This is a genomic window from Paenibacillus xerothermodurans (assembly GCF_002220865.2).
Taxonomy (GTDB): domain Bacteria; phylum Bacillota; class Bacilli; order Paenibacillales; family NBRC-103111; genus Paenibacillus_S; species Paenibacillus_S xerothermodurans.
The window spans coordinates 111,982-135,149 of sequence record NZ_NHRJ02000003.1 but is presented as its reverse complement, the minus strand read 5'-3'; the positions used below and the strand labels follow the sequence as shown (position 1 = coordinate 135,149).

Below are 23,168 nucleotides of genomic sequence, written 5' to 3'. Positions count from 1 at the left end.
CGACGGTGCGATAGAGACCGCGCGTGCAACTTTTGTGCGAAGGCGAAGGCAGCGACGTCTCCGCGCGGAGGCGTACAGGCTGCGCGGAGACCGCTCAGCGTGGTGCAGTAGCGTACGCGCCACTGTACGGCGGATGCGCATCGCGCGCTGCGGCTAACGTACGTTCCACTACGTGGCGGACGACCACGCAGCGCGGTGAGCCCGGCGTACGCGCCAACGCGCAGCGAAGACCGCTGAGCGGCGGTGCAGGCCGACGCAGCGCCACGGCGCTCGACATGTACACGCGACTGCTCGGCGTGGTAGCTCCACAGCCGCCATGCAAAAAAAGCCTGATCCGGCGGAATCAGGCTTTTTTGCATGGTTTGTGTAACATGTTGCACCGGAGGCTATACTAATCCCGGGTAATGGTCACCATCATCGTGTCTTGATCCCATTCGACTTTAGCGCCCATACTTTCCGCGATGAAACGTACCGGCACAAAAGTGGATCCATGCAGGAGCTCCGCCTCCGTCTCCAACGGCTTGATCATACCGTTTACAGTGGCCTGCTTACTGCCCACGTTCAGTTTGATCACCGCGCCGCTCAGCGGGTCGGTCACCGTCACTCTCTGGATCGCCTGTTCCCATTCCACATCCGCGTCCAGCTGCTCGACCACAAACCGGATGGGAACCATCACTGTGCCATTCCGGTTATACGGTTTCAGCGAGCTGGCTTGCGGGCTCTTTTCGTCCATAATCATTGTGATTTCTTGCTTCGTGATCTTAAGATCATGCTTCAACAACTGATACAACTCAGACTGTGGATCGATCACTGATATGACTCTCGCGGGAGATTGGAATGCGGTGAGCTCCAGCGCGCCGGTAGAGTCGACCGGATCTACCGTGACGGGCTGATTGTGATTCCACATCTGGCTGGTTGATGTCAACTTAAACGATTTTATAGCACTTGAAGCATCAAATGAAGTTACCATCATTTCCATATCCGTTTTTCGCGGCATCAAGTTACTGTCGACGAGCACATCCATTTTCATATAACTGGAGTCGTTGAAAATGGCTTTCGCGGCCTGTGATCCGTCCGGTGCGCTCATGAGCTGCTGCATGGATTGATCGTAGTTTTCGAGCAGCTTCTTCAGGCTTTGCGTGATGTAAGTGTAGGCAAATTCAACTGCCAGGGGCTTATTCGTCAAATATGATGAGATTGCATCGTTCGTCGAATGCCCGTTATCGCCGCTCTCCTGCATAGCCTGCTGCATGATCGGAGCATACAAATCATATATAACACCGAGCAGATCCTTCAAACCTTGCTCGTCAGCTAATAAATTTGTTAAAAAGCCCTTCACAAGCCCAGCCAGCTCATTGCCTTTAATTTCGATATGTACCTTTTGGCCTGTGACCTTTTCCAGATGCACATGCTCGGAATGCTCAAAAGCCGTGATCGTTTGCGGATTTGGAGCCCAACCTATGAAGTAAGAGAGCAACGATGGCATGGGCTGTGCGATTTTTTCGGATTGCTGATTAATCTGATCCTGTAGTTTCTCAGACATAGCCGGATTCAACGTATCCGAGGGCGCTGCGCCTGTCCGCAGCACGATCGGCTTTTTTGCGCCTTCGAGCTGAAATACATAGTTCTGATCCTGCAGCCAAAGCTGGAATGGAATCTCCGCCTGCTTATACACGAACTCTCCTTTAGCAAAAAGGTTAGTGAGATCCTGCTGCTTCAGCTCGGTTATCCGCAGCTGTACGTTACTGAAAAGATCCAGCATTCTCTGTTCTTCCAAGGTCGGTTTCGCCGCTGGATTAGCAACAAGCTCTAACGACAGTGCCTGTGTGCCTTCCACAGATTTCACGCTCGCTGCATTCACGAACACTTTGTTGAAATCCAATCCGCCAACCGGCTCACAACCCGCCAGTACGAAGAGCACTACGACCAGTGCCCATGACAACCATGTTCTGTTCGCTCTAATTTTCATCGTGTACCTCCATTTGTAAAAATATATCAACGCAAAATGCCATATAAAACATAGACGTCGTAAGTAATATTTTAGTTTCTATATCTGGAAAAAAATAGTTCTAAAGTCTGTTGGTAGGTAGATCCGGCGGCACATAAGCTGGGCGGAGGTGAAAACGCGGTGGGCAACGGAAAATTTCGCTGGAACGGCTGGGATTTGCTGCAAAAGCTGGCCGCCACCCCTTACGAGGTCACTCAATGGTTGAAAGGTAAGATCAGCACCTTATCCTTCGAACAATCGCACCTGGATACCATTTCGCAGATGCAGATCAATTGGAAACATGTAGAGGAGCTGCGCCTGTCCCTGTCAAAAACACCGCCGAGCAGCACGAACCCGACTGTCGTTGCCGAAGCCCCCATGTCGGATGACGAGAAAGCTATGATTGCAAGCATCCGGGAACGCACGGAACAATTGAACCGGAACAATATAAGCCGTACACAAGCGTATTGGCAGATGTATCGGCGGCACCCGGAGCTGCATTGGGCTTTCCTTGCCCACATGGTCTCGCGCAACGGGGGTTGGAATATTACCGATTTGAAAGGGGAACTGCTGCCCTATCTGCTGCGCACAGATACACGGCTGTCGGTCTTCGGTATGCTGGAGCGGTCTAATGCCCTCATTTTTCACGACGCATATGCGCAGCTCCTGCTGTATGACATAAGCCGTCGGCGTGGCCGTTCATTTTTCCATCTGCTGCCCCGGCTAGGAGTCTCCGGTTTCATGAGGCCGGTGTGGGAGATATTTTTTGCGCGAGGCGATTCCGGACTGCTAACCACGGCGCTCATCATCAACGAACAGAATTATATTCAAAAGCGTGTGATCGAGCATGCCGCATACCGCGAGCTTGTGCTCGACACATTATTTTTCAGCGTGCAATCGCTGCTTCAGTTGAACCAGGTGATCTTGCCATACGAGCATGAAGGCCGTGTGCGGTTGGCGGGTTTGATCATAGAGAATTTCAGGGATCTGCATGAGCGCATCCAGGTGGGCAGAAAGCTGTATGCAATATTGTTCGGCATACCAGCAGTGTTCCATGGAGCAACCCATTTTGCCGCGGGCCTACGGCACACCGGATCCAGGGCGGACTACTGGCCGCATCTGTTCGCCTCCATCCGCAGGTCTCCCCCTGTGCCACGAGGCGAGCTGAAGGAATGGCTGGACGGCTGCAGCCTGATGCCTGAGGCGGCGCCATTGTACAGCCCACGGTTGACTGACGCATGGAAGGATCAACTTATGGCCCCTGCCGAGCCGGGGGATTGGTTCGTGCATGACGGAGGCCGATGCTTACAGTACTTTAGCCCGGTGGAGCCGCCTTTTGCATTTGAGATGACTCATGAGTATTGTTTTGGGCTGAAAAAGATCGAACTGGCCGTGCTAACGGGTGATCTAGTGCAATAAACGGGCGAAGTTGGGGCAGTTTAAAGATGGGAGGTGTATTTGCGTGCCAATGGATGATACAACGCCGAAAGTGTCCCCTGTGCCGATTTTGCGCTGCCGAAACAGAGAATGCAAAACCTGGATTAGGGAAGAAATGGTTTCGGGCGATTCTCCCGGATGCCCCTTGTGCAAAGGGGAGATGATACGCAGTATCAAGCATTTGCCCAAGCTGGTCAACAAGGTCAAGGCCCCGCAAAAAGCTGAAGTTCAGGCGGAGCCAGTACAAGTGTAATGTATTAACGGTATTATATGTTCATGCGAAAAGCTGCCCGGCGGGCAGCTTTTTTTCTGTAGACTGCGTTTATGCAGCTTGCGGCGTCAAAGCGTGCAACACTTGCAACACTGGCAACACTCGCACCTCCGTCAGGCCCCTGCGCGCACGGGACAACCTGCGCAAGCATCTTATTAGCGGGCCCGCACTGCTGCGCGTAATCCGTCACCCTTTGAGCTCCAGGAGCCAATCCTCATAGCACGAGTCACAAAGTAATTCAAGCCGATCTTCCACACCATCCTTGTCATAAATAGTGATGCTGTGGGCTTGTTCCGAGACCTGATTGCAGTAATAACACGTATAACTCATGCTGCCCCGCCTTTCTGTGGACTTTTGTCGAGCAGCTTTATTTTTACCGGATTTATGCTGTTTCTTTCAAGACGTAGGCGGGGTCAATAGTATTCAGGGTACTGATGATTTTACGGCGCCAGGGTAGGCCTGACCGGCGTATTATCCTCAACTTTGAAATGACCGACGTCAGGCACCTCCAGGTGTTCTAACATATTGTGTTCCAGGTCTCCGCTCAATGTCATCAATGCGGATGTTGTCAGCGCAAGCGCTTCTTCGAGTTGGGACAAGCTGTGGAACGTTTGCTTCGCATGAAAGGCTGTCGGATGTTTTCTCTGCTGCTGCTTGGGCGTCATTCGTTCAAAAGCGTCCTTGTCATCACCAATTAGTTCGCGGTACAATTGTGCGCTGTCGCTCGTTAATTGTTCCAGCACCCGCCGACATTGGTGGATTTCGTGTCGTATAACGGCGATGCCGGAACGAAGGTCGTTGGCTTGTCCCGGTCGATTCGGCAGCGATGTTGACTCTTTATAATTCGCAAGTAAATTTGCCACACTTTCCCGTACCCCCGCAATCGGGCTTGGAGTTTGCTGCATAGCGGCTGAAATGCGATCACTTAGCTGTAACGCGGTCTCTAACATTTCTTCAATGCGATACATCGTTTGATTCATCAGGGGCCTCCGATCATGCGTGCGTGTAATGCTCCAACATAGCGTCTGCGTTCCGCGTGGATTTATTCAGCAGCGTTGAAGCACTGGGGCCCATTCTAAATGTCTAAGGTTCTAAAGCTCACCACCAGGTGCGATAATCCATTTGTGTACCGCGTATTCGATACCATCTTCCCGCAGCGGCTTCGTGACAAACCTCGCTTTTTTCTTCAACAGTTCTCCTCCATTGCCCATAGCAATCCCCATTCCAACTGATTCTAAAAGCTCCAGATCATTGAGTCCGTCGCCGAACGCCGCCACTTCCTGCGGCATCAGATTCAGATGGTCAAGCAGCTTTTGCAGCCCAAGCGCCTTATGCATCCCGTTAGGATTGATATCGACCGCCCAAGGTCGCCATCTGTGTATGTAATACCGGCTTCGTTCTCCCTTCACGTAGTGTGCTTCGTCTTCTTCGTTGCAAAACACGATACATTGATATATGTTGGGTACCTCGTCTCCGTCTTTGAGCAGTACTGGCTCCATAAAGCCGATCTCCTTTTGAGCCTGAAGAAAATGCGGATCATTCGCCCGATTCGTGAACATCAGTTCCGCGCCGTACAGCAGAAGGGTGTGATTCAACCGTTCGGCCAGTTCAAGCCAATCCTGCACGGTTTCGCGGGAAAACGGGTTGTCGAAAACGGTTTTGCCCTGGTGTCCGATGTGGCTGCCGTTGCAAGTGACCGCCCAGTCAATTTCGAGCTCCGTCCATAAAGCCTTCATCTCGTATTCGCTGCGGCCTGTGCACAACGCAAGCGTGATGCCATGCTCCTTCAGTGTATGTAACGCCCTGCGCGTAGATTTCGGCAGGTACTCGCGGTCACGCAATGTGCCGTCTACATCGAATGCCACTAATTTAATCATGATGTTCACCTCGCTATTTTTCTGCACCTATTATACACTCCAATACGTAGGAATAGTTAGCTGCTCAAAATCATCGGACGGAAAGGAAGCTGTGCTATGAAAACTTCGAGAAAAAAACATAGTTGGACAGGTTGTGGTGAATGTGATGGATAGTGTATGGGCTGGGTTGACTGTAATCGGCGCAGGCGTGTTGGAACTATGGGCAGCTATTCCATTGGGACTTGCATTGAACCTGTCTCCGCTTGTGACCGGTCTGCTAAGTGCACTCGGGGCTGCTGTGAGTGCGGCGATCGTTATCTTCTTTGGTAAGTCGCTGCGCAATTGGCTCGTACAGCGCTTTGAGCGCAAGAACGCACGCAAAGAAAGCAGAATGGCAAGGGTGTGGAAAAAATACGGCATTGTGGGCTTAGGTTTCTTATCCCCGCTTATCACCGGAGCACCACTGGGCGCGGCGATCGGCATTGCGTTCGGCGCTGAGCCCCGGAAATTGATGCTCTGGATGACGATCGGTATCGTCGTTTGGAGTGCCATATTAACGGCGGCCGCCGCCCTAGGCATGATGTCGTTCAAAGCCTACATGTAATGGATCGCGCACAAAAAGGCCACTTCGAGAGCACTGATGCGAATTCAGTGCTCTCCAGGTGGCCTCTCATCAATGTTCTCGGCGGCTTTTTTCGCGGCCGGCGAGTTGTGCGTGGATCGTTACAAGCTCTCCCTGTACTTCCCTGGTGTAATCCCTTCCATTTTTTTGAACGCACGGATAAACACAATGTCATTGGAGTAACCCACGAGTTGGGCGACACGAGTATTGGTCAACGTTTTATCTTCCATGAGTTGTTTGGCATACTCCACTCGTTTCTTAAGGATGAAGTCCGTCAAATTTTCACCTTGCGCTTTTTTGAAAAAGGTGGACAAATACTGTGGGGACATGTTCAGCTGCTCGGCCAAAAGGGCCAAACCCATATTTGGGTTCGTTAAGTTGTTCTCTACCAGCCCTCTCACCTTCTCCAACAGCTGCTGTCCGTGATCGGTTCTCTCTTCGCGTATGGCTTCGGTCAACATACGGAAGATTCCCTTCGTCTTCAAATGCATGCTTTCCGCCGTTTTGGCAGCAAGAATGTGCTTGATCGAATCGAACATTCGCTGCATCTGATCCGTGTTTCGAATAAGAGACGAGTTCAATATTTTTAAAAGGGTCCCGGTGATGTTAAAAAAGAGGCACCGTCCTATGTCGGGACTAAGGCGCTTGGATAGAAAATTCGTTTGATAGATTCGTTCTAGAATGACTTCCACTTGCGTAAAATCACCGCTTTTCACCAAATTCATCAATTGAATTTCCGTCTCGATCGGATAATCAAAACCTTGCTCATCTTGCCGAATATCCCGGTAATACAAAATTTCTCCCGGATCGCGCACAATTTTGTAATCCGCCGCTTGCACCGCTTCCGCATAGCACGTGCGAATTTCGGTGACGCCTTGGTGAATATCGCTCACCGACACGGATATGATGATGCGATAGTATATCTCAATCCATTCCTTTAGTCGTACGGCCGCGGCTTTCACGTCTTCCCATGCCTCCGTAGAGCGGTTGTCATGCAGATTCAGCAGCAGGGCAAGACGGTCCCTGTCTAACGCTACACTGTAAACAGAGTGATATTGCTGCGCTAGCTCAGTCATCACGTTGGTTAAAATGAACCGTATCGTCGCCCATTGCCGCTCGCTGGGTCTGGCCACGAATCCCGTTGTGTCATCGATGTCGACCAAGATCACGGCGAAGCTGTCCGATACAAATCGTATATTCAAAAATTGTGCCGCATCCCCCGTGTCCGTGGAATCGTCGACCTGTCCGCGAATTAAACGTGTCAAAAAGTTCGCTTGGAGCACAGGCATTTGACGATGAATGATTTGCCGCAAATTATGTCCTTCCGCCAGTGATTCTTGAATCGTCTCCTGGAGCAGCTCATACTCGTTATTGCTGGGCTGCTGAGCAGGTGTGCCCCCTTTGGTTATCCCTTTGATGATCAGCCTCAGCGGAGCATAATTGCGATATGCTGTGAAATACGCGGCTGCGGCACCACCGGCCAGACAGCACAGAAACAACCACAGCGCCGCCTCTTTAACCTTGTCCACATGCTGCAGGAACACGCCCGTGGGCGTTATCGTTACATATTTCCAATCTGTGCGATCGGAGGAGATGTACGACATCATCAGATCTTTACCGATTACGTTGCCGTCAATCAAGCCTGACGTCGAAGCAAGATTCTGGAGAACGGAAAGCCGCCGTACCACAGGCTTCGAGTTGCCCATGATGATCTCGCCTGAGTTGTTCACGATTAAAACAGAACTCTGGTTGACTGATTCAATTTGGCGGATCATCTCCGTGATCTTGGCTTCCTCGATCAACACGACAAGTGTGCCTCTCGCCTCCGTCGAGCTGCCGATCGGCAGAGACTGAACGTACGTGATGACCCTGCCGGAAGGGTTACCCGGCAGGGAGGATGCAGCCACGGGAAGTCCCGGCCGACGCATCAGTTCGGACGATGGCAAATACGTTGTGCTGTGATAGCCGTTTAATATGTTCTCCATCCAGTCTGTGTAGCTTAGATGCGCATATTGGTAATAGTACTTGTAAAACGTGCGAGAGTCTGTCTTCACCCCCTGCTTTAGAATTGTGTCCGTGCCGGCAAAGTAGAGGTAGTAATCATAGATAAAGTCACTCGTCATAAGCTTATGGCGTTCCAAATAGTGGCGGGCAAACTCAATATATTTGTAATCACTATTCAACTGGGAGCCTCCGTCACCCAGTAAACCGTTCAGCTTGGGATTCAGACTGATCTGCTGGGCCAGCTGTTCTACTTCCTTCAACCGCGCGTCCATGCTTTGCTTAAGCTGCTCCAACATGCCTAGATTGTACCTTTTCACGTTATCGGTTATGAACTGCTCTACCTTAGCGTACAATACTACGCCTATGATCATCGGCATCAGCAGGATGAACACATTGGAAGCGAGCAGCTTGACGAACACGCTTTTCCGTTTGAACCCTTGAAATCGGAGCATCTGTCGGAGACTTGACATTATGGTAGAACCTCCACGTAATCTTTTCTATAACATATTCGTGAAAGCCCTTACTTCTACCTCTGAAAAAAATAAATATTCAGAAAAAACAAACTACTCCTTGATAGCTCCGATCATTACGCCCTTCACGAAATATTTTTGCAAAAAGGGATACAAACATAAGATGGGCAGTGTTGACACGATAATGGTCGCATACTTGATCGTCTCGCCGATAGGCATTTTGTCGCCCATGGAGGTGCCGGTCATCATGTTGTCGGTGCTGTTCGTAATGAGGATTTCGCGCAATATCAGCTGCAGCGGGTAGAGCTCCCGGTCACGCAAATAGATCAACGCGCTGAAGTAAGAATTCCAGTGCCCGACAGCATACCAGAGGACCATGACAGCGATCACGGGCATGGAGAGAGGCACAATGACGCGGAAGAGGATCGTGAAGTCGTTGGCGCCATCCATTCGAGCGGATTCTTCCAAGCTCACGGGAACGGATTGAAATGCCGTACGCATAATGATCATATTGAAGGTGTTAATTAAGCCCGGCACGATAATTGCCAATGGGGTGTTTAACATTCCCAGCTTGGTGACAACGATGTAGGAGGGAATCAGACCACCGCTAAAAACCATCGTAATCACGATCGCGAACATGATGAAGTTGCCGAAAAGCACGTTTTTCCGTGAAAGCACATATGCACCTAAACCAGTCATGAAAAGATTGAGCGCTGTGCCGACCGACACATAAAGCAGAGTATTTTGATAGCCTTTTCCGATCATTGGATTGTCGAACACCGCCGAGTACGCGGCCGTGCTGAACCCCAGCGGCTTAAACAGCAGACCACGGCTCTGAGCGAGCAGGGTGGGGTCACTGAGCGACGAAAACAGTACGTACAAAAACGGATACAACGTAACAAAACACAGCATGAGCATAAGGATCGTATTAGCGAGGCTGAACACACTTTCACCCGCCGTTAAGCGATTAGGCATTAGACGTGTCCCTCCTTGTCACCACAATTTATTTTCACTAACCCGCTTGCTGATCCCATTGGCCACTACAATCAAGATAAAGCTGATCACTGAATTAAACAGTCCCACCGCCGTGGTGTAACCGTAGTTTGCCTCCAATATCCCTTTGCGGTACACATAAGTGGATATGACGTCGGCCGTTTCATACGTGAGGGGATTATACATGAGAAGCACCTTCTCGCTGCCCACGTTCAGCATGGAGCCCATCGTCAGGATGAGCAATATAACGATAGTCGGCATGATGCCCGGGATCGTAATATTCAGTGCTTGCTTCCACCGCCCCGCTCCGTCCATCTTCGCCGCTTCATACAGTGTTGGGTCAATGTTGGAGATCGCTGCCAAATAAATGATCGAGCCCCAACCGATGCCCTGCCAAATTCCCGACGACACATACAAGAAGCGGAACCAGTCGGGCTCGCGCAGGAACGCGATGGACTCCATCCCGAGCAGACCCAGAACCTGGTTGACTAGCCCGTCTCTCGCCAGGAAGTCCACCATCATACCGACAACGACGACGATGGAGATAAAGTGGGGCAGATACGAAACGGTCTGCACGGCTCTTTTGAATACACTGCTGCGGATTTCATTCAGCAGCAGCGCAAGTAGGATCGAGGCAGGAAACGCGAACAGCAGCTCGTAAATGTTAATAAGCACTGTGTTTCGAATCAATCTCCAGAAGTAATGGCTTTGAAAAAATTCCTTGAAGTGGTCGAAGCCGACCCAGGGACTCCCCCAAATGCCAAGAGCCGGGCTAAAATCTTTGAAGGCAATGAGCAGGCCGTACATGGGCCCATAGTGAAAAATGGCATAGTAGGCCAGGACCGGCAGCGCCATCAGATAAATATACTTGTTGCGCAGCAAGTCTTTTCGCACCCTCTGGCGCAATTCGGCGCCGCGGGATAGTACTCCGCTTCGTGTCTGCGCGTCCGTCGGCAGTAGAGACATTATGCTTCACTTCCTTTTCTGCGTTGATCGGAACCGTTGAGGAGATGCGTGATGCATGCATCCCCCGCCGGCCTTTTACCGTTTGTTGTAACGTTCCAACGCGGCTTGCTGTATTTCCAGCGCCTCGTCGATCCCCATGCTCTTCAATGTGGCAGTAAATGCATCAAAGTTGGAAAGCGGCTCCGCACCCATGACGAATTTGTGGAACATCTCGTCCTTATAAGTGTTGATATCCGCCATGATCGACGCGTATGTGCCGCTTTCCTCTTTGGTTGGCGTGATCAGCGGCATCAGCTTCTCATTCGTCGGTTCCGCCCATGCGGTCAATGATTCCTGCTGTTCCGGAATGGCGGCGTACTGCTCGATATAACGAACATCTTGCACGAACGGACCGTCCCAGCCCGCCCGGTTGTGACGAGCCATAGCCTGCTGCATCGGCAGCCCGTCTGGATTCTTCGTAATCATTTCTGTGTATTTCGGGTAGCCGTTAATCAAATTGTAGCTAATCCCCTCTTTGCCGAAATTAAACAGCATATGCCCCTCTTCGCTGTAGCCGACATCCAGCCATTTCACCGTTTCCACCGGATTTTTGTTGCTCGTAGAGATAGCGGCCCCCCGACCGTTAAAGGTAAAGTCCATCTGCCCTAACTCAGGCTTCTCTCCTTTGTTGAGCGTCGGATATGGTGCGGGCGACAGTGTGAAATGATTATCTTTGCCCGCCATCAGCCCCATGTATTTGCCTATGCCTCCACCCGTGTTCGTAATCAAAGCGCCGATCTGATGACCGGTAACTTTGGCATCCAACAATTTTCCGTCAGTGGCGGCATAATCTTTATCCAACAGGCCTTCTTTATACCATTGATTCATTAAAGTGAGGAACTCCTTGTACTGTGGCTGAAGCGGCCCGTACTTGACTTTACCTGCATCTTGGAAAAATCCGTTTGTGATACCGAACGCTCCAATAAACGCGTGCGAGCCATTCAACTCACCCAGTGTAATAATGATTGGGATCTCATCCGCTTGACCGTTGCCGTTTGGATCCTGCTCTTTAAACGCTTTCAAAACCGTATGCCATTCATCAATGGTCGTGGGCATTTGCAAACCGAGTTTATCGAGCCAGTCTTTTCGCACTGTCACGCCCTTATATACTTGCAGTTTTTTATCACCCCGCAAAAAAGGAAATCCTACGATACTGCCGTCATCGGTGGTCACCTGCTTTTTCCATTCGGGATTGGATTCGAGTACCTTTTTCAGATTCGGGGCATGCTGATCGATCAACTCATTGAGCTTTATAATTCTGCCATCCTTGACGGCTTTCTCGGGACCGCCCGGGAAGCTGGTCCAATGGTATTCGATGACATCCGGCAGTTGCCCCGATGTGAGCATCAAGTTAAACTGCTCGGCGTCCTGTCCCTGCGGCGGATGCTGAAAATTGACCTTGACGCCAGTTATGCTCTCAATTCCCTTGTACACTTCCATCTCCCCATAGCTCTTCATGCTCACGGCAGCCTGACCCGTCATCGTTGTCCAATACGTCAGGCTCGTCAATTTGCCGCCTTCCTCCGATGTATTCCCTCCAGTGTCCGGTTGGTCTGAGCAGCCCGCCATACATGCCGTGCCAGTCAACACCGCTGTAAGCGAGAGTACAGATATCCTTCTCCACTTTTTTACCAAATGAAAGCGCCTCCTTTATTTCGTAACTTGGGTTTCATCAGGATGCCGCGTGCGCATCTTTGTTAACCGATAATACGCATTTCAGCCACTGCGTTACACTGCTGACTTTACGGAAAGGCCGCCTTTTGTTCTGCTGCCGGGTATACATTTTTTCTCATATCCTAATTAAATTTAACATTGATGATCAGTTTTTCGATGATAACATGCAATGTGATGAGCTGAAGGGTATAAAGCCATAGCCAGCTGCAGATCGGTTCCGTTGTTTTTCGGTGGACCCAGTCACATGAGCAACCTTACGGTAGCGCAGCAAAAAAACACCTCGCACGTAGGCTGGATGCCCGTGTACGAGGTGCTATTTTTGTTCGCCCTGCGGCGGTGATGGCCGCGGTCAAGCAGAGCGAGATCTGCTGTAAAGGTGCAGCTCGGGCCGCTTTGACAACCGCTGGCAGCACGACCCGCTGAATGCGCTTTTGTTCACGTATTAGTACTTTCTTGTCTTGCTCTTAACAAGCGCGGCGCGACTCGGCCGATCAGCCTCTGCACCGGCCCCGGCATATGCTGAATATCTGCCACGCTCACCGTGCGCGTTATGAATAGCAGCAGCGGATACAATCCCCCCGCGGTGAGGCAAAGGATCACCGTTTGCACGAATGCATCCGCACGCGGATGACCAAATGGTTGGATGTACGTGCCAGTCACCCAGTTCAATACAGCACCGATTGCCGTTATGACAGATGTGACGACAATCAAGCCTGTCCAACGCCGGCGTCCGAGTACCCGGAATGAAACGACTTGGCGCAGCACCCGTAAATTCAGAACCGTCATCACTATAAAGCAGAGGCCCGTTGCTGCAATGATCCCGTAGATGCCTAGCACCGGTGCCAGCAAATAGCTGCCGATGAGTTTGACAGCGATCCCGACCGCTACATGAAGCATGAGCGGCTTCATTTTGCCCATTCCCATCAGCACAGCCCCGGACGTCTGCATCACAATCTGAAAGATGGAGCTGATGGTGAGAACAATAATGATCGGTGCGGCGAATTGGTCAACGATCACAGAACCCCTGTCGTTGCCGAATACTAGAGCATCGATAGGGCCGGCCGCCACACAGATGATCAGTGCCATTGGAATTCCTGTGAGCAGCGACAACTGAAGCACTTTGCTCGTGTGCTGCGAAACCTGAGACATATCACCGCGCGAATACGCGGCGGAAATGATCGGGACCACCGATTGGCTCAGGGCAACAGCCAGAATGATCGGGATACCGGCCAGCGACTGTGCGCGCCCCAGCAAGATACCAAGAATCTCTTGAGCTTGAGCCTGGCCCAACTGCCCCATAAGCAGCAAGGTCACTATGGAAGAATCAATTGTATAAATCAAGGTCACCGTGAGCGAGAAAATAACGATAGGAATCGAAATCTTGAACAGCTGGGCATAAATAGATTTGTACGTAAGCGGATTTGAGCGGGCTGTGCTCGGGCTCACCCAAGTGTCGGCTGCACCGGCGAGTAAGCCTTCTGCACGGTCAGTGCGCCGCAGCTTCAAGGAGTAATAGACCATCACCGCCGCTGCGGCAACGCTCCCGACGACGCCGCCAAAGGACGCGCCGGCCACCGCCCAATCCAGGCTGTAATCCAGCAGCACATAGGCCAAGCCAACGGATGCACCGACACGGAAGATCTGTTCAATGATTTGGGACAAGCCGTTCGGCATCATCATGCGACGGCCCTGAAAATATCCGCGCATGATAGCGATTAGCGGGAACAGCAATAATGCGGGAGCAAGCGCTTGAATCGGCAGCACCGCTTGCGGGTTCGCCGTACCGTCGGCGTAGTAAGGCGCAAACACATACAAGAGTAGTGTCATCACCACTCCCGCCGCCGCCGCAAACAGCAGTGCTGCACGATAGATACGGTTGGCCTCGGCGTGCTGCCCGAGCGCAGTCCGTTCTGAAATCATTTTACTGAGCGCGCTCGGAATGCCCGCGGTTGCTATTACCAGCAGCATCGCATACAGATTAAACGCGACACCGTATGCGGCCATACCCAGGTCGCCCAGCAAGACGATCAATGGAATCCTCTGGACCACACCTAACAGCCGAGCAATCAGTGCCGCCACGGTCAGAATAAACGTGCCTTTCACCAACGAATCTTTAGACAAGATGTTCCCTTCTTCCTGCTACCTGGATACTACAGCACCCAAATGAAAAATAGAATAATCATTGCGGTTTGCAGCAGCAATTTGACGACCACACTTGAGAAAAAACCGACTAATGCTCCGACACCGGCGCGAACGGACTGTCTCCATTCGGCTCCGGCTATCATCTCTCCAATCACCGCACCAAGAAAAGGTCCTATCAGAAGGCCGGCTACCGGGATGACGAAGGGGCCGACGATCAAGCCGATCGTGCTGCCGATGACAGATGCCCGGGTACCCCCGAACTTTTTTACGCCCAACGCACTCACCGCGTAATCTGCGACCAGCAGCACGACGAATATGGTGCTCTGGATCAGCCAGAACCAGAGGTCAAATGGCTCGAATCCCACCATGAAGCCATACACGAAAAATGCTGCGTAGATAGCTACTGCGCCGGGAAACACCGGGTACACCGCTCCGATCATTCCGACAATAAAGAGCACGATGACGATGATCCAAGCTGTTATGATCATTGTTTTGCCCTCCTTAACGTTTTTGCCAGTCGAACTGCTTCGCTTAGTTCTTACCCGCGAGACCGGACTTGTACCAGTTGACCGCAGCCCATGTTACAAAATATACTGTTCGATGATCCGTGCCACACCGTGCTCCTCGTTCGTAGCAGTAACAACATCTGCGAACCGCTTCACCTCGTCCTGCGCATTGCCCATCGCTACACCAAGCCCGGCAGCCCGAATCATGGACTCATCGTTCAAGCTGTCTCCCATGGCGATAACTTGCGACATATCGATGCCGAGCAGTTCGCACACCTGCCGAATTCCGCTGGCTTTGTTGACGCCTTTCGGATTCAGCTCGATATTAAACGGATGAGAATTGGTGACTTCGAATAAGTCCCAGGCCGCCAGTTTGTCACGGATCGCCCGCAGCCGTTCGGCATCCTCATAATAATAGCCGAATTTCAGCCACTGATGGTTATCATAGCTGTCCACCCATTTGTCCTTATTGAAAATGTCGCCGACGGCATAGGCCCAATACCATGTATCATATTCCTCTGCTATCGAGTGCATATCCCGTATCAGCTTGGAATCCATTAGCGTGCGGTGATGCAGCGTTCCAGGCGAAGCCCACACTTCACTGCCATTCACAGTGACAATCGGCGAGTTCAACTCCAGCTCCTCCAGATAGGGCATGACATTCTGAATCCCTCGTCCGGTCGCCAGCATCACTGTGACACCGGCAGCAGCCGCTGCTTCGAGCGCGGCACGATTCTCCTTCGACACGGTCTTATCTTCGGTGAGCAAAGTTCCGTCCATATCCAGCGCAATCAGTCTGTAATTGCCCAATAGGATCCACCTCTCTTTGTTATAAAGCGGCAGCCAATGACGGCTGCGGCATTTCCTCCATGTACGTCGCATGCCAAAGCGCGAACATATAGATGGTCCACAGTCGGCGGGCGTAATCTCCCTGGCCGTTCCGGTGGTTGGCTACCATGCGGCGGACCGTATCCATTTGAATGTATCCATCGATGCCGCTCGCTTCAATCTGTTCCATAATCACTGTGCCCATATTGCCCTTGAGCCAATCCCGGAGAGGCACCGGAAAGCCGAGCTTAGGCCGATTCAGGATAAAGTCGGGAATAATCCCTTCCATCGCCTTACGGAAAATATATTTCGTTGTGCCCTCTGCCAGTCTGTAGCGGGCTGGAATTTTACGTGCGATTTCATACAATTCAACATCCAGAAAAGGCACCCGGAGCTCGAGCGAATTCGCCATCGTCATTTTGTCAGCTTTCATCAAAATGTCACCCGGCAGCCACAGATTCATATCAATATACTGCATGCGTGTCACCGGATCCTGGTGTACCGTTTTCTCGTAGAATTGCCCTGCAATTTGCCACGGATTGCGGTATCTGCCGAGCGTTTCCTGATCGATGCGGACAACCTCCGCTTTCATGTCTTCCGTGAAGATCTTAGCATTGCCGAGAAAACGCTGCTCGAGCGGAGTGGTGCCCCGCAGCAGATAGTTTCTCCCGTAGACACCCTGCGGCAGCATTCGCGCCACAGCGTGCAGCAGCTGCTTGAGCGGCAGAGGCAGGCGTTCGATTGCACGCAGCGAATGCGGTTCACGGTAAATGCGGTAACCGCCGAACAGCTCGTCCGCTCCTTCGCCCGACAGCACCACGGTCACGTGTTCACGCGCAAGCTTCGCCACGTGATACAGCGCGATAGCTGAAGGATCGGCGACCGGTTCATCTTGGTGCCAGACAGCTTTAGGCACTGCGGCAAAAAAGTCATTTTGCGTGATGATCTTGGAATAATGCTCCGTGTCCAGAGCCGCCGCGGTCTGATGGGCGATCTGCGTTTCATTGTTAGGCCCTTCGAAGCCGACCGAAAAGGTCCGAATCGGCTCAACCGCCCTCATATGCGTGGCGATCGCTGTGGAATCTATGCCGCTCGACAAGAAGCAGCCCCGCTCCACGTCGCTCTGCATATGATGAATGACCGAATCCTTCAATCCCTCGCGGATACGCTCGACATATTCCTCGAACGGACGCTCTTCCGGCTCGAACATGGGATCCCAATAGCGGCGGATTTGCATGTCCCCGTCATAGCTCAGTGTTATGTAGTGGCCCGGGGGCAGTTTACTGATACCGCGAAACATGGTGTCCGGCTCAGGAACATACTGGAATGTCAAATAATTCAACAGGCTTTCTGTGTCAACTGTCCGGCCGATTCCGTCCGCTGCGAGCACGCTTTTCAACTCGGAACCAAACACGAACTGCTTGTCATCCTTGTAGTAGTAGAACGGCTTGATGCCGAAATGGTCGCGTGCGCCGAACAGCAGTTTTTTGCGACGATCCCAAATAACAAAACCGAACATCCCGCGCAGCCGCGTCACACAATCCTCACCGTATTCCTCATACAGATGAACAATGACCTCGGTATCACTGTGAGTTTTAAATTGATGTCCTTTTTCCTGAAGCTCATGCCGCAGGTATTTATAATTGTAAATTTCTCCATTAAATACGATCCAAACGCTATCATCTTCGTTAGCCAGTGGTTGATGGCCTTCCTGAATATCGATAATGGACAGTCGGCGAAAGCCTAACCCGATGCGGTTCTCGCCCCAGAACCCAAAATCGTTGGGTCCCCGGTGTACGATGCAATCAGTCATGGCCTTCAGCATGGTCTGCGACGGCTCTCTATCTTCAAAGTACATTGCCCCTGTGATTCCGCACATAAATTATATTTCCTCCTCAGAAAACGTCCATGATGCTGGTCTTAAAAATAAATACGATACAACAGTATAACATATTAGCGTCGCGAGCAGTTAATCAGCCACCCTGTTCCACCCAAAACATGGGTAAAATGAAAGGACCCCCCAGCAGGGAGTCCCTGATCACACCGGCATACCAAAAGAGGGACAGATGCAAACTTGCATGCTGAGTGTTATGCCGAGGGCGCGGTGCCAACCAATATTTACGGCGCCGGTGTTTCGGCTTTCGTGCCTTTCGGCACACCGTCCAACCCGTATTGTTGATCATATGCGTCGAACATCTTTCTTGCGATCGGCGCTGCGTTCCACGCACCGAATCCGCCTTCCGGCATGACAACCGCCACCGCCAGCTTCGGATTTTCAACCGGTGCAAAGGCGATAAACACGGCGTTATCGATGAGCTTTCCGCCAACCGATTGCGTTGAGGTGCCCGTTTTGCGCGCAAAGCTGTAAGGGAAGTCTTCAAAGCCCCGCACGGAAACCTTCTGCATGCCTTCAATCACGCTGTCCCAATACGGCTTGGGAAATTCGGTAGCCTCCAGAATTTCCGGCGTCATCGTTTTCACCAGCTGGCCTTCATAAGTCTCTATCTTGTCTACCAAGAGCGGTCTTAGCTTCTTGCCGCGGGTCGCCAATGTTGTAGCATACTGTGCCATTTGCAGAGTCGTGTATTTCTCGTTCTGTCCCCAGGAAGCGTACACCATCCGCGATTGAAGCGTCTCACGCGTATTAGTCTTAAACTCACTGAGACCCGGGTTTTCACGGTGCAGGCCGCTGCCCGTCAACACGCCAAGCCCGAATTTATTTAAGTATGACTCCCAGATTTCCACTGCCTTAGCGCCATTACGCTCATATAATTTATTACCGATCATCGCCGACATAAATGTATTGGAGGAGTGCCAGATCGCGTCGGATCCATTGATGGGTCCGTACGCCTTGCGGTCGGAGTTAGTAAGCCGTGCACTATTGCCCCGGCCAAAGGTGAACACCCCCGTGTCATTGTAGGTCGTATTGATGCCAAATAAGCCTTCGTTTAATCCGATCAATACCGATAACGGCTTAATGATGGACCCAACGTATACTATCGAAGTCGGATGGTTTTTCAACTCGTTGTCCGGGTAATCCGGGTATGCCGTCGTAATGGTACCGTTATTGATGAACGGTTGAATCTGGTTATACTCAGCTGTTGACAGACCCTCACGCCAGATGCTCGGATTGTAGTCCGGCATACTTGCCATGGCCACTACGCGTCCCGTATCCACTTCCATCGCGACGGCATAGCCGGCCTTGGCATTCGGCGCGTAGCCGTACCGGCTGGCACGCGCTGCCGGCGATTTTGCGTACTCCAGCTGATCCATAACAGCTTGCTCGGTGACCTGCTGCACTTCCTTATCGATGGTCAAAAACAGGTTGTGCCCTTTCGTCGGCGGCTGGATTTCCACTCTGCCGATGATCTTCTGGGACGCATTCACCGGGTACGACTTATATCCGTTTTTCCCGCGCAGCTGTTCCTGATACATCAGTTCAATGCCGTCGTAGCCAACATCCTCCGTGTCCAGGTAACCCTGCGTGTTTTCTTTGTTTTGGTAAAAATCAAGTCCGTGATTCGGCTCTCGGCCCCGGGAGAAAGGCCGCATATAACCGATCAGCTGCACAGCTACATTGCTTGGATCGTAAGTACGGATGCTCTCCTCCATAATCTCCAGCCACTTAAACACGTCACGGTGCTCGGACAAATAGGCGATCTCCTCGGGAGATAACCCCGACTTAATTCGTCGAGGCACAAAAGAATAGCTGGGTGCGTTCGTTCGTTCCTTGGTCAAATCATAACCAACATCCATCGCCTCTATAATCTCGGCTGCCGTCATAGGAGCTTTGCTTGGATCTCCATATTCCTTGAACAGCTTTTCCAGTTCATATGCGAGCGCGATAACCGCGTCCTTGTCCTGGCCGGACTCCATCCGGAAATAGAGCGTCTGGGCTGAAGACGTGTAGGCCAGCGGAACCCCGTTGCTGTCGTATATATTCCCCCGTATCGGCGCGATAGGCGAATCGCGTTTGGTAGTCTGGGCCTCTGCAGCCTTCAACTGCTGGCCCTCCACAAACTGGAGAATCGCTAACCTGACTATTAATACTGAAAACATAATAAACACAATGAAAAATAACAGATTAATACGCAATGTAAAATGACGCCGTTTGGTGGTCTCCTGCTGCGACGGATCGTCCATCGACGTTGTCTTTCTAAATTTCACTGCAGTCCAGCTCCTTTGATCCATGCTGATATTCGGGCGGCCGCCGAGGTATGTTCGTTAGGCTTCCCTGATGTGTGTCTCATTGAAGTTCGGAGGATTGAACCAGTTGCCACCGCTTGCGACCCAGGTGGAATCAAGAGGCACCCATTTGTGTTGGTCAGCGAGATACACTTCATTCCAAGCATGCGGGCCGTAGCTGCCCTTGCCGTCATAGCCAAGTCCGGTGACCACTTTTACATCAAGTCCTATAGAACGGGCCATTACCGCATACAATCTTGAATAATCAATGCAAACTCCCTGCCTGGTCGCAAATGTCTCCTCCGGGGTTTGCTCCTTCCAGATCCGCTGCTCCTCATACAGCCTCACTTTCTCCCAATCATACTTCACTCGGCTGCCAACCCAGCTATACAACAGCTTCGCCTTTTCCTCATCAGTGTCTCCTTCGGCTGTCACTTCTTGGGCAGCCGCAGCAATGTCTTTCGGTACGTGCGCGTCCACAACCTCATATTTCCGCTGCAGAATGTTCATGAATTCTTGTTCGGCAGCTTTGGTGAACACAGGCAGCTGAGCGGTTATAAAATCACCGGTGACAGGCTTGATAACCTCGTCTGCACCTTTCTGATATAGCCCTGATGCTTCTATATAATTGGTCGCGGCCATGTGTGGAAACAAGCTGGAAAAGATAAACAGCGCCGCAATAACGAGAAGCGCGCGCACAGTACCGGTGACCGTGCCGATCAGCCCGCCCAGCAGACTGCTCAGCCCGCTGGACAGGCGGGCGGAATGCGAATCCGGCTGCTGGCGCACTCTCCTTGCCATGCACAGGTCTACCAACGGATCAATAGCACGGTAGAGAAGCTGCTTCGATGCGCTGTAGCCAATAACGAACAATAAGCCGTAGCGCAGCAGCGAGAAATCTCGCACCCCTGTTACCGCGGTATAGTAGATTTGCTCAAAAAAGCCAAGCTGGCGAGCCGGAATGTTGATTTGCAGTGATGTGAGCCAGACTTGTACGACAGGCGACAGCCAGGCAGCCAGCTGCCATGCGATGATAACTCCAACCAACGCTGTGAGCCCTTCAGCCACCATGAGCACCAAATGCCGGGCGGAGGACGAACCTCCGCGGAGAAAGCCTTGTATGACAGATATGAGTAAAGTCCCTATGATCAAAACCGTGATCCAATTCACAGTGTTCAGTGCATTTGTTATCTCCGGCATTACCCGCGTCCTCCAATCTTTCCGGATTTACCCTCCAGCTGATTCCATCAAAGAGTTGTTTTGTTTTTAGCTTGTTCAATCAGCGCCTGCACGGCTGCGTCCGCCTTAATTGTAAAGGTCTGGTCCATAAACGTCACTCTCATTTCGTTCGATCCAGGACTGCCCTCGAGCTTTAAGCTTTTGGTGGTAACCGTGTAGGTGCCGTCCGCGTTGTGCTTGTATTGTGCGTGCTGCATTTCAGCAGCGAACGCTTTAACGGCTTGATTTTTCACCTCTGCGGACACCGCCGTTCCGATATCTAACAGCTGGTCTGTGTAGCTCGCGCCATAAAAATAGAGCCCGGCCAACACAGCGAGCACGATAACCCACTTGATCACTGTCTTGACAATGTGCAGCACGACAAACAGCAATACCACAGCCGCTGCAATAATAAACCAACGTTCCTGCACAAAGGACATTACAACATCCAACGTTCATCTCTCCTAAACCAAATTCTATGTAAATGTCTATCTTCCTTCTCTACTATACTACTCATTGGAACCGCCGTCCTCTTCCCTTTTCTTCCTCAGTTGGGCAAGCTGACTCCGTATCACAGCGGACCGGTCGAACCGGCGCGCTCCGAGATACGTGGAACGAACACGGACTGCGGCTGCCAGGGCGATCAGCGCTAACACAATCATCACAATCAGCACCGTCACGCGGCCGCCTTTCTAATAGACGAAAAATAGTGGTACTAACCCTCAGGCTTGTCACGTAAAACTAATGGTAACGGATAGGCAGAGATAAGATCAGATTCCGAGGTGATGATATTTGAAAACAGCAATATGGCTTTACTTGTTTATGTTTGTGGCCTTTTTCGACCTGCATGCGCAATATCCTATTTTATCACCGTTCGCTATCTCCCTCGGTGCGGCACCCTCGTTTATCGGGCTAATACTCGGCGTATACTCGATCACTCATTTGCCAGGGAATTTGTTGGCGGGGTATGGTGTGGACCGCTACGGGAGCAAAAACTTTATTGTCATCAGTTTGATTGTAGCAGGAATCATGCTGCTCATTCAATCCCGCGTGACCGATCCTTGGGAGCTGCTCATCGTCCGGTCGATCAGCGGATTCGTACTGGCGTTTCTGTCTCCGGCTTGTCTGTCCCTGCTGGCCAAGCTGGCTAAAGACTCCGTGCAGCAGAGCAAGCTCATGGCCGGCAATGGTTTGGTTCATACGCTGGCATCGGTGTTGAGCCCTGCCGCCGGAGCGCTGCTCGTCGCAAAGCTCGGATTTGCCCAATCGTTCACTCTGCTCGGCTGGCTGCTTGTACTAACAGGCGCTCTGGCCATAGTAGGAGTAAAGGAAGGCCGGCACGTAACCACCGCAGCAGCGTTGCTGCCACATGGCTATGAGGCAAGATCGCTTGGTGACGGCGGACAGTCTGCCGTTGTGCCGGCCACTATGCCCTGGCTGTTCTTTGGTGTGCCTCTCGCAATTTCCTGCTCGCAAGGCATCTTATTCTTTGAGCTGCCGTTAATGAAAGAAACACATGGCTCCATCCTGACGTCCGGCATACTGTTTTCGCTGGTGAGTCTGGGAGCACTGGTCACGTTGAGCATGCTGTTCCTAAACCGTATCTCCCCGCTGCTGCGGACATCGTTCGGCAGCCTGGCGTTAGCTCTCATCTTCTTCGGCATGTCCGTAGAATGGCCGTTGCCCATGCATATTTCGCTGTTTTTGATCGGAATGGCCAAAGGCGTCATCTTTCCCGCTATAGCATCGCTGCTCGCGAGCATAACCAGTGCCAACAGATACGGCCGCATATTTTCGCTGCTTTCCATCTCGTTCTCGATTGGAGCATTCATAGGACCCATTGTTGCCGGGCACATGCGAAGCCATACTTCACCGTACTTTATAGCCTTTCTATGCCTGATGGCCGCGTTAACGTTCCTTCCCCTGCGTTCCTTCAAGCCGATTCACGTTTAAAAAAATACATTTTTCCA

Annotated in this window: 19 protein-coding genes; 4 read left to right on the top strand and 15 right to left on the bottom strand. The window is 51.7% G+C overall.

All coding sequences use genetic code 11. The features are described 5' to 3' along the window. Positions 1-391 precede the first annotated feature (391 nt). Positions 392-1,969 carry a copper amine oxidase N-terminal domain-containing protein gene (locus CBW46_RS07980; protein ID WP_089199490.1) on the bottom strand — a complete coding sequence of 526 codons (1,578 nt, stop codon included), beginning with the start codon at positions 1,967-1,969 and terminating at the stop codon, positions 392-394. 159 nt (positions 1,970-2,128) lie between these two features. On the opposite strand from CBW46_RS07980, the gene CBW46_RS07975 reads away from it, so the two are divergent. Beyond that, complete coding sequence (locus CBW46_RS07975; RefSeq protein WP_243633224.1) at positions 2,129-3,406, top strand: DUF2515 domain-containing protein; 1,278 nt, start codon at positions 2,129-2,131, stop codon at positions 3,404-3,406. Positions 3,407-3,455: 49 nt separating this feature from the next. Beyond that, positions 3,456-3,677, top strand: a complete 222-nt coding sequence (locus CBW46_RS07970; protein ID WP_089199720.1) for a cold-inducible protein YdjO-related protein — start codon at positions 3,456-3,458, stop codon at positions 3,675-3,677. A gap of 458 nt (positions 3,678-4,135) precedes the next feature. On the opposite strand, the gene CBW46_RS07960 is transcribed toward CBW46_RS07970, so the two are convergent. Both CBW46_RS07960 and CBW46_RS07955 read right to left on the bottom strand, forming a co-directional pair. Further along, on the bottom strand, positions 4,136-4,675 hold the full coding sequence (locus tag CBW46_RS07960; RefSeq protein ID WP_089199488.1) for a hypothetical protein: 540 nt from the start codon (positions 4,673-4,675) through the stop codon (positions 4,136-4,138). 111 nt (positions 4,676-4,786) lie between these two features. Further along, positions 4,787-5,572, bottom strand: a complete 786-nt coding sequence (locus CBW46_RS07955; protein ID WP_133253942.1) for a Cof-type HAD-IIB family hydrolase — start codon at positions 5,570-5,572, stop codon at positions 4,787-4,789. Between the two features lie 145 nt (positions 5,573-5,717). On the opposite strand from CBW46_RS07955, the gene CBW46_RS07950 reads away from it, so the two are divergent. Continuing rightward, on the top strand, positions 5,718-6,155 hold the full coding sequence (locus CBW46_RS07950) for a small multi-drug export protein (protein ID WP_089199486.1): 438 nt from the start codon (positions 5,718-5,720) through the stop codon (positions 6,153-6,155). 119 nt (positions 6,156-6,274) lie between these two features. On the opposite strand, the gene CBW46_RS07945 is transcribed toward CBW46_RS07950, so the two are convergent. The 12 genes from CBW46_RS07945 to CBW46_RS21235 all read right to left on the bottom strand — a co-directional run bounded on the left by CBW46_RS07945 (position 6,275) and on the right by CBW46_RS21235 (position 21,872). Then, positions 6,275-8,647, bottom strand: a complete 2,373-nt coding sequence (locus tag CBW46_RS07945) for an AraC family transcriptional regulator (RefSeq protein WP_089199485.1) — start codon at positions 8,645-8,647, stop codon at positions 6,275-6,277. 93 nt (positions 8,648-8,740) lie between these two features. Continuing rightward, positions 8,741-9,622, bottom strand: coding sequence for a carbohydrate ABC transporter permease (locus CBW46_RS07940; protein WP_089199484.1), 882 nt, complete (start codon positions 9,620-9,622; stop codon positions 8,741-8,743). Between the two features lie 18 nt (positions 9,623-9,640). Continuing rightward, positions 9,641-10,606 (bottom strand): ABC transporter permease, encoded by a 966-nt coding sequence (locus CBW46_RS07935; protein WP_089199483.1) that lies wholly within the window; start codon positions 10,604-10,606, stop codon positions 9,641-9,643. 75 nt (positions 10,607-10,681) lie between these two features. After that, the gene (locus CBW46_RS07930) at positions 10,682-12,280 is read right to left on the bottom strand and encodes an extracellular solute-binding protein (protein WP_243633223.1); all 1,599 of its coding nucleotides are present in this window, start codon (positions 12,278-12,280) and stop codon (positions 10,682-10,684) included. A gap of 474 nt (positions 12,281-12,754) precedes the next feature. After that, a complete protein-coding gene (locus CBW46_RS07925; protein ID WP_089199482.1) occupies positions 12,755-14,443 on the bottom strand; it encodes a putative polysaccharide biosynthesis protein in 1,689 nt (562 codons plus the stop codon). A 26-nt stretch (positions 14,444-14,469) separates the two neighbouring features. Further along, a complete protein-coding gene (locus CBW46_RS07920) occupies positions 14,470-14,949 on the bottom strand; it encodes a DUF456 domain-containing protein (protein ID WP_089199481.1) in 480 nt (159 codons plus the stop codon). Positions 14,950-15,042: 93 nt separating this feature from the next. Then, positions 15,043-15,777: a Cof-type HAD-IIB family hydrolase gene (locus CBW46_RS07915; protein WP_089199480.1), complete on the bottom strand. Its 735-nt coding sequence runs from the start codon at positions 15,775-15,777 to the stop codon at positions 15,043-15,045. A 19-nt stretch (positions 15,778-15,796) separates the two neighbouring features. Beyond that, entirely contained in the window at positions 15,797-17,674 is a 1,878-nt protein-coding gene (gene asnB, locus CBW46_RS07910; RefSeq protein WP_089199479.1) for an asparagine synthase (glutamine-hydrolyzing), read from the bottom strand. A 239-nt stretch (positions 17,675-17,913) separates the two neighbouring features. After that, positions 17,914-19,938 (bottom strand): peptidoglycan D,D-transpeptidase FtsI family protein, encoded by a 2,025-nt coding sequence (locus CBW46_RS07905; RefSeq protein ID WP_089199718.1) that lies wholly within the window; start codon positions 19,936-19,938, stop codon positions 17,914-17,916. Positions 19,939-20,019: 81 nt separating this feature from the next. After that, on the bottom strand, positions 20,020-21,180 hold the full coding sequence (locus CBW46_RS07900; RefSeq protein WP_089199478.1) for a transglutaminase domain-containing protein: 1,161 nt from the start codon (positions 21,178-21,180) through the stop codon (positions 20,020-20,022). 47 nt (positions 21,181-21,227) lie between these two features. Continuing rightward, a complete protein-coding gene (locus tag CBW46_RS07895) occupies positions 21,228-21,650 on the bottom strand; it encodes a hypothetical protein (RefSeq protein WP_089199477.1) in 423 nt (140 codons plus the stop codon). 57 nt (positions 21,651-21,707) lie between these two features. Next, positions 21,708-21,872, bottom strand: coding sequence for a hypothetical protein (locus CBW46_RS21235; protein ID WP_165842230.1), 165 nt, complete (start codon positions 21,870-21,872; stop codon positions 21,708-21,710). Positions 21,873-21,990: 118 nt separating this feature from the next. On the opposite strand from CBW46_RS21235, the gene CBW46_RS07890 reads away from it, so the two are divergent. Further along, on the top strand, positions 21,991-23,151 hold the full coding sequence (locus CBW46_RS07890; RefSeq protein ID WP_089199476.1) for an MFS transporter: 1,161 nt from the start codon (positions 21,991-21,993) through the stop codon (positions 23,149-23,151). The last annotated feature ends 17 nt before the right edge of the window (positions 23,152-23,168 follow it).

Bases quoted from the DNA above. Each gene is read 5' to 3' on its own strand.
- CBW46_RS07980 (WP_089199490.1), bottom strand. From the start codon at position 1,969: ATGAAAATTAGAGCGAACAGAACATGGTTGTCATGGGCACTGGTCGTA.
- CBW46_RS07970 (WP_089199720.1), top strand. From the start codon at position 3,456: ATGGATGATACAACGCCGAAAGTGTCCCCTGTGCCGATTTTGCGCTGC.
- CBW46_RS07960 (WP_089199488.1), bottom strand. From the start codon at position 4,675: ATGAATCAAACGATGTATCGCATTGAAGAAATGTTAGAGACCGCGTTA.
- CBW46_RS07955 (WP_133253942.1), bottom strand. From the start codon at position 5,572: ATGATTAAATTAGTGGCATTCGATGTAGACGGCACATTGCGTGACCGC.
- CBW46_RS07950 (WP_089199486.1), top strand. From the start codon at position 5,718: ATGGATAGTGTATGGGCTGGGTTGACTGTAATCGGCGCAGGCGTGTTG.
- CBW46_RS07945 (WP_089199485.1), bottom strand. From the start codon at position 8,647: ATGTCAAGTCTCCGACAGATGCTCCGATTTCAAGGGTTCAAACGGAAA.
- CBW46_RS07940 (WP_089199484.1), bottom strand. From the start codon at position 9,622: ATGCCTAATCGCTTAACGGCGGGTGAAAGTGTGTTCAGCCTCGCTAAT.
- CBW46_RS07935 (WP_089199483.1), bottom strand. From the start codon at position 10,606: ATGTCTCTACTGCCGACGGACGCGCAGACACGAAGCGGAGTACTATCC.
- CBW46_RS07920 (WP_089199481.1), bottom strand. From the start codon at position 14,949: ATGATCATAACAGCTTGGATCATCGTCATCGTGCTCTTTATTGTCGGA.
- asnB (WP_089199479.1), bottom strand. From the start codon at position 17,674: ATGTGCGGAATCACAGGGGCAATGTACTTTGAAGATAGAGAGCCGTCG.
- CBW46_RS07905 (WP_089199718.1), bottom strand. From the start codon at position 19,938: ATGGACGATCCGTCGCAGCAGGAGACCACCAAACGGCGTCATTTTACA.
- CBW46_RS07900 (WP_089199478.1), bottom strand. From the start codon at position 21,180: ATGCCGGAGATAACAAATGCACTGAACACTGTGAATTGGATCACGGTT.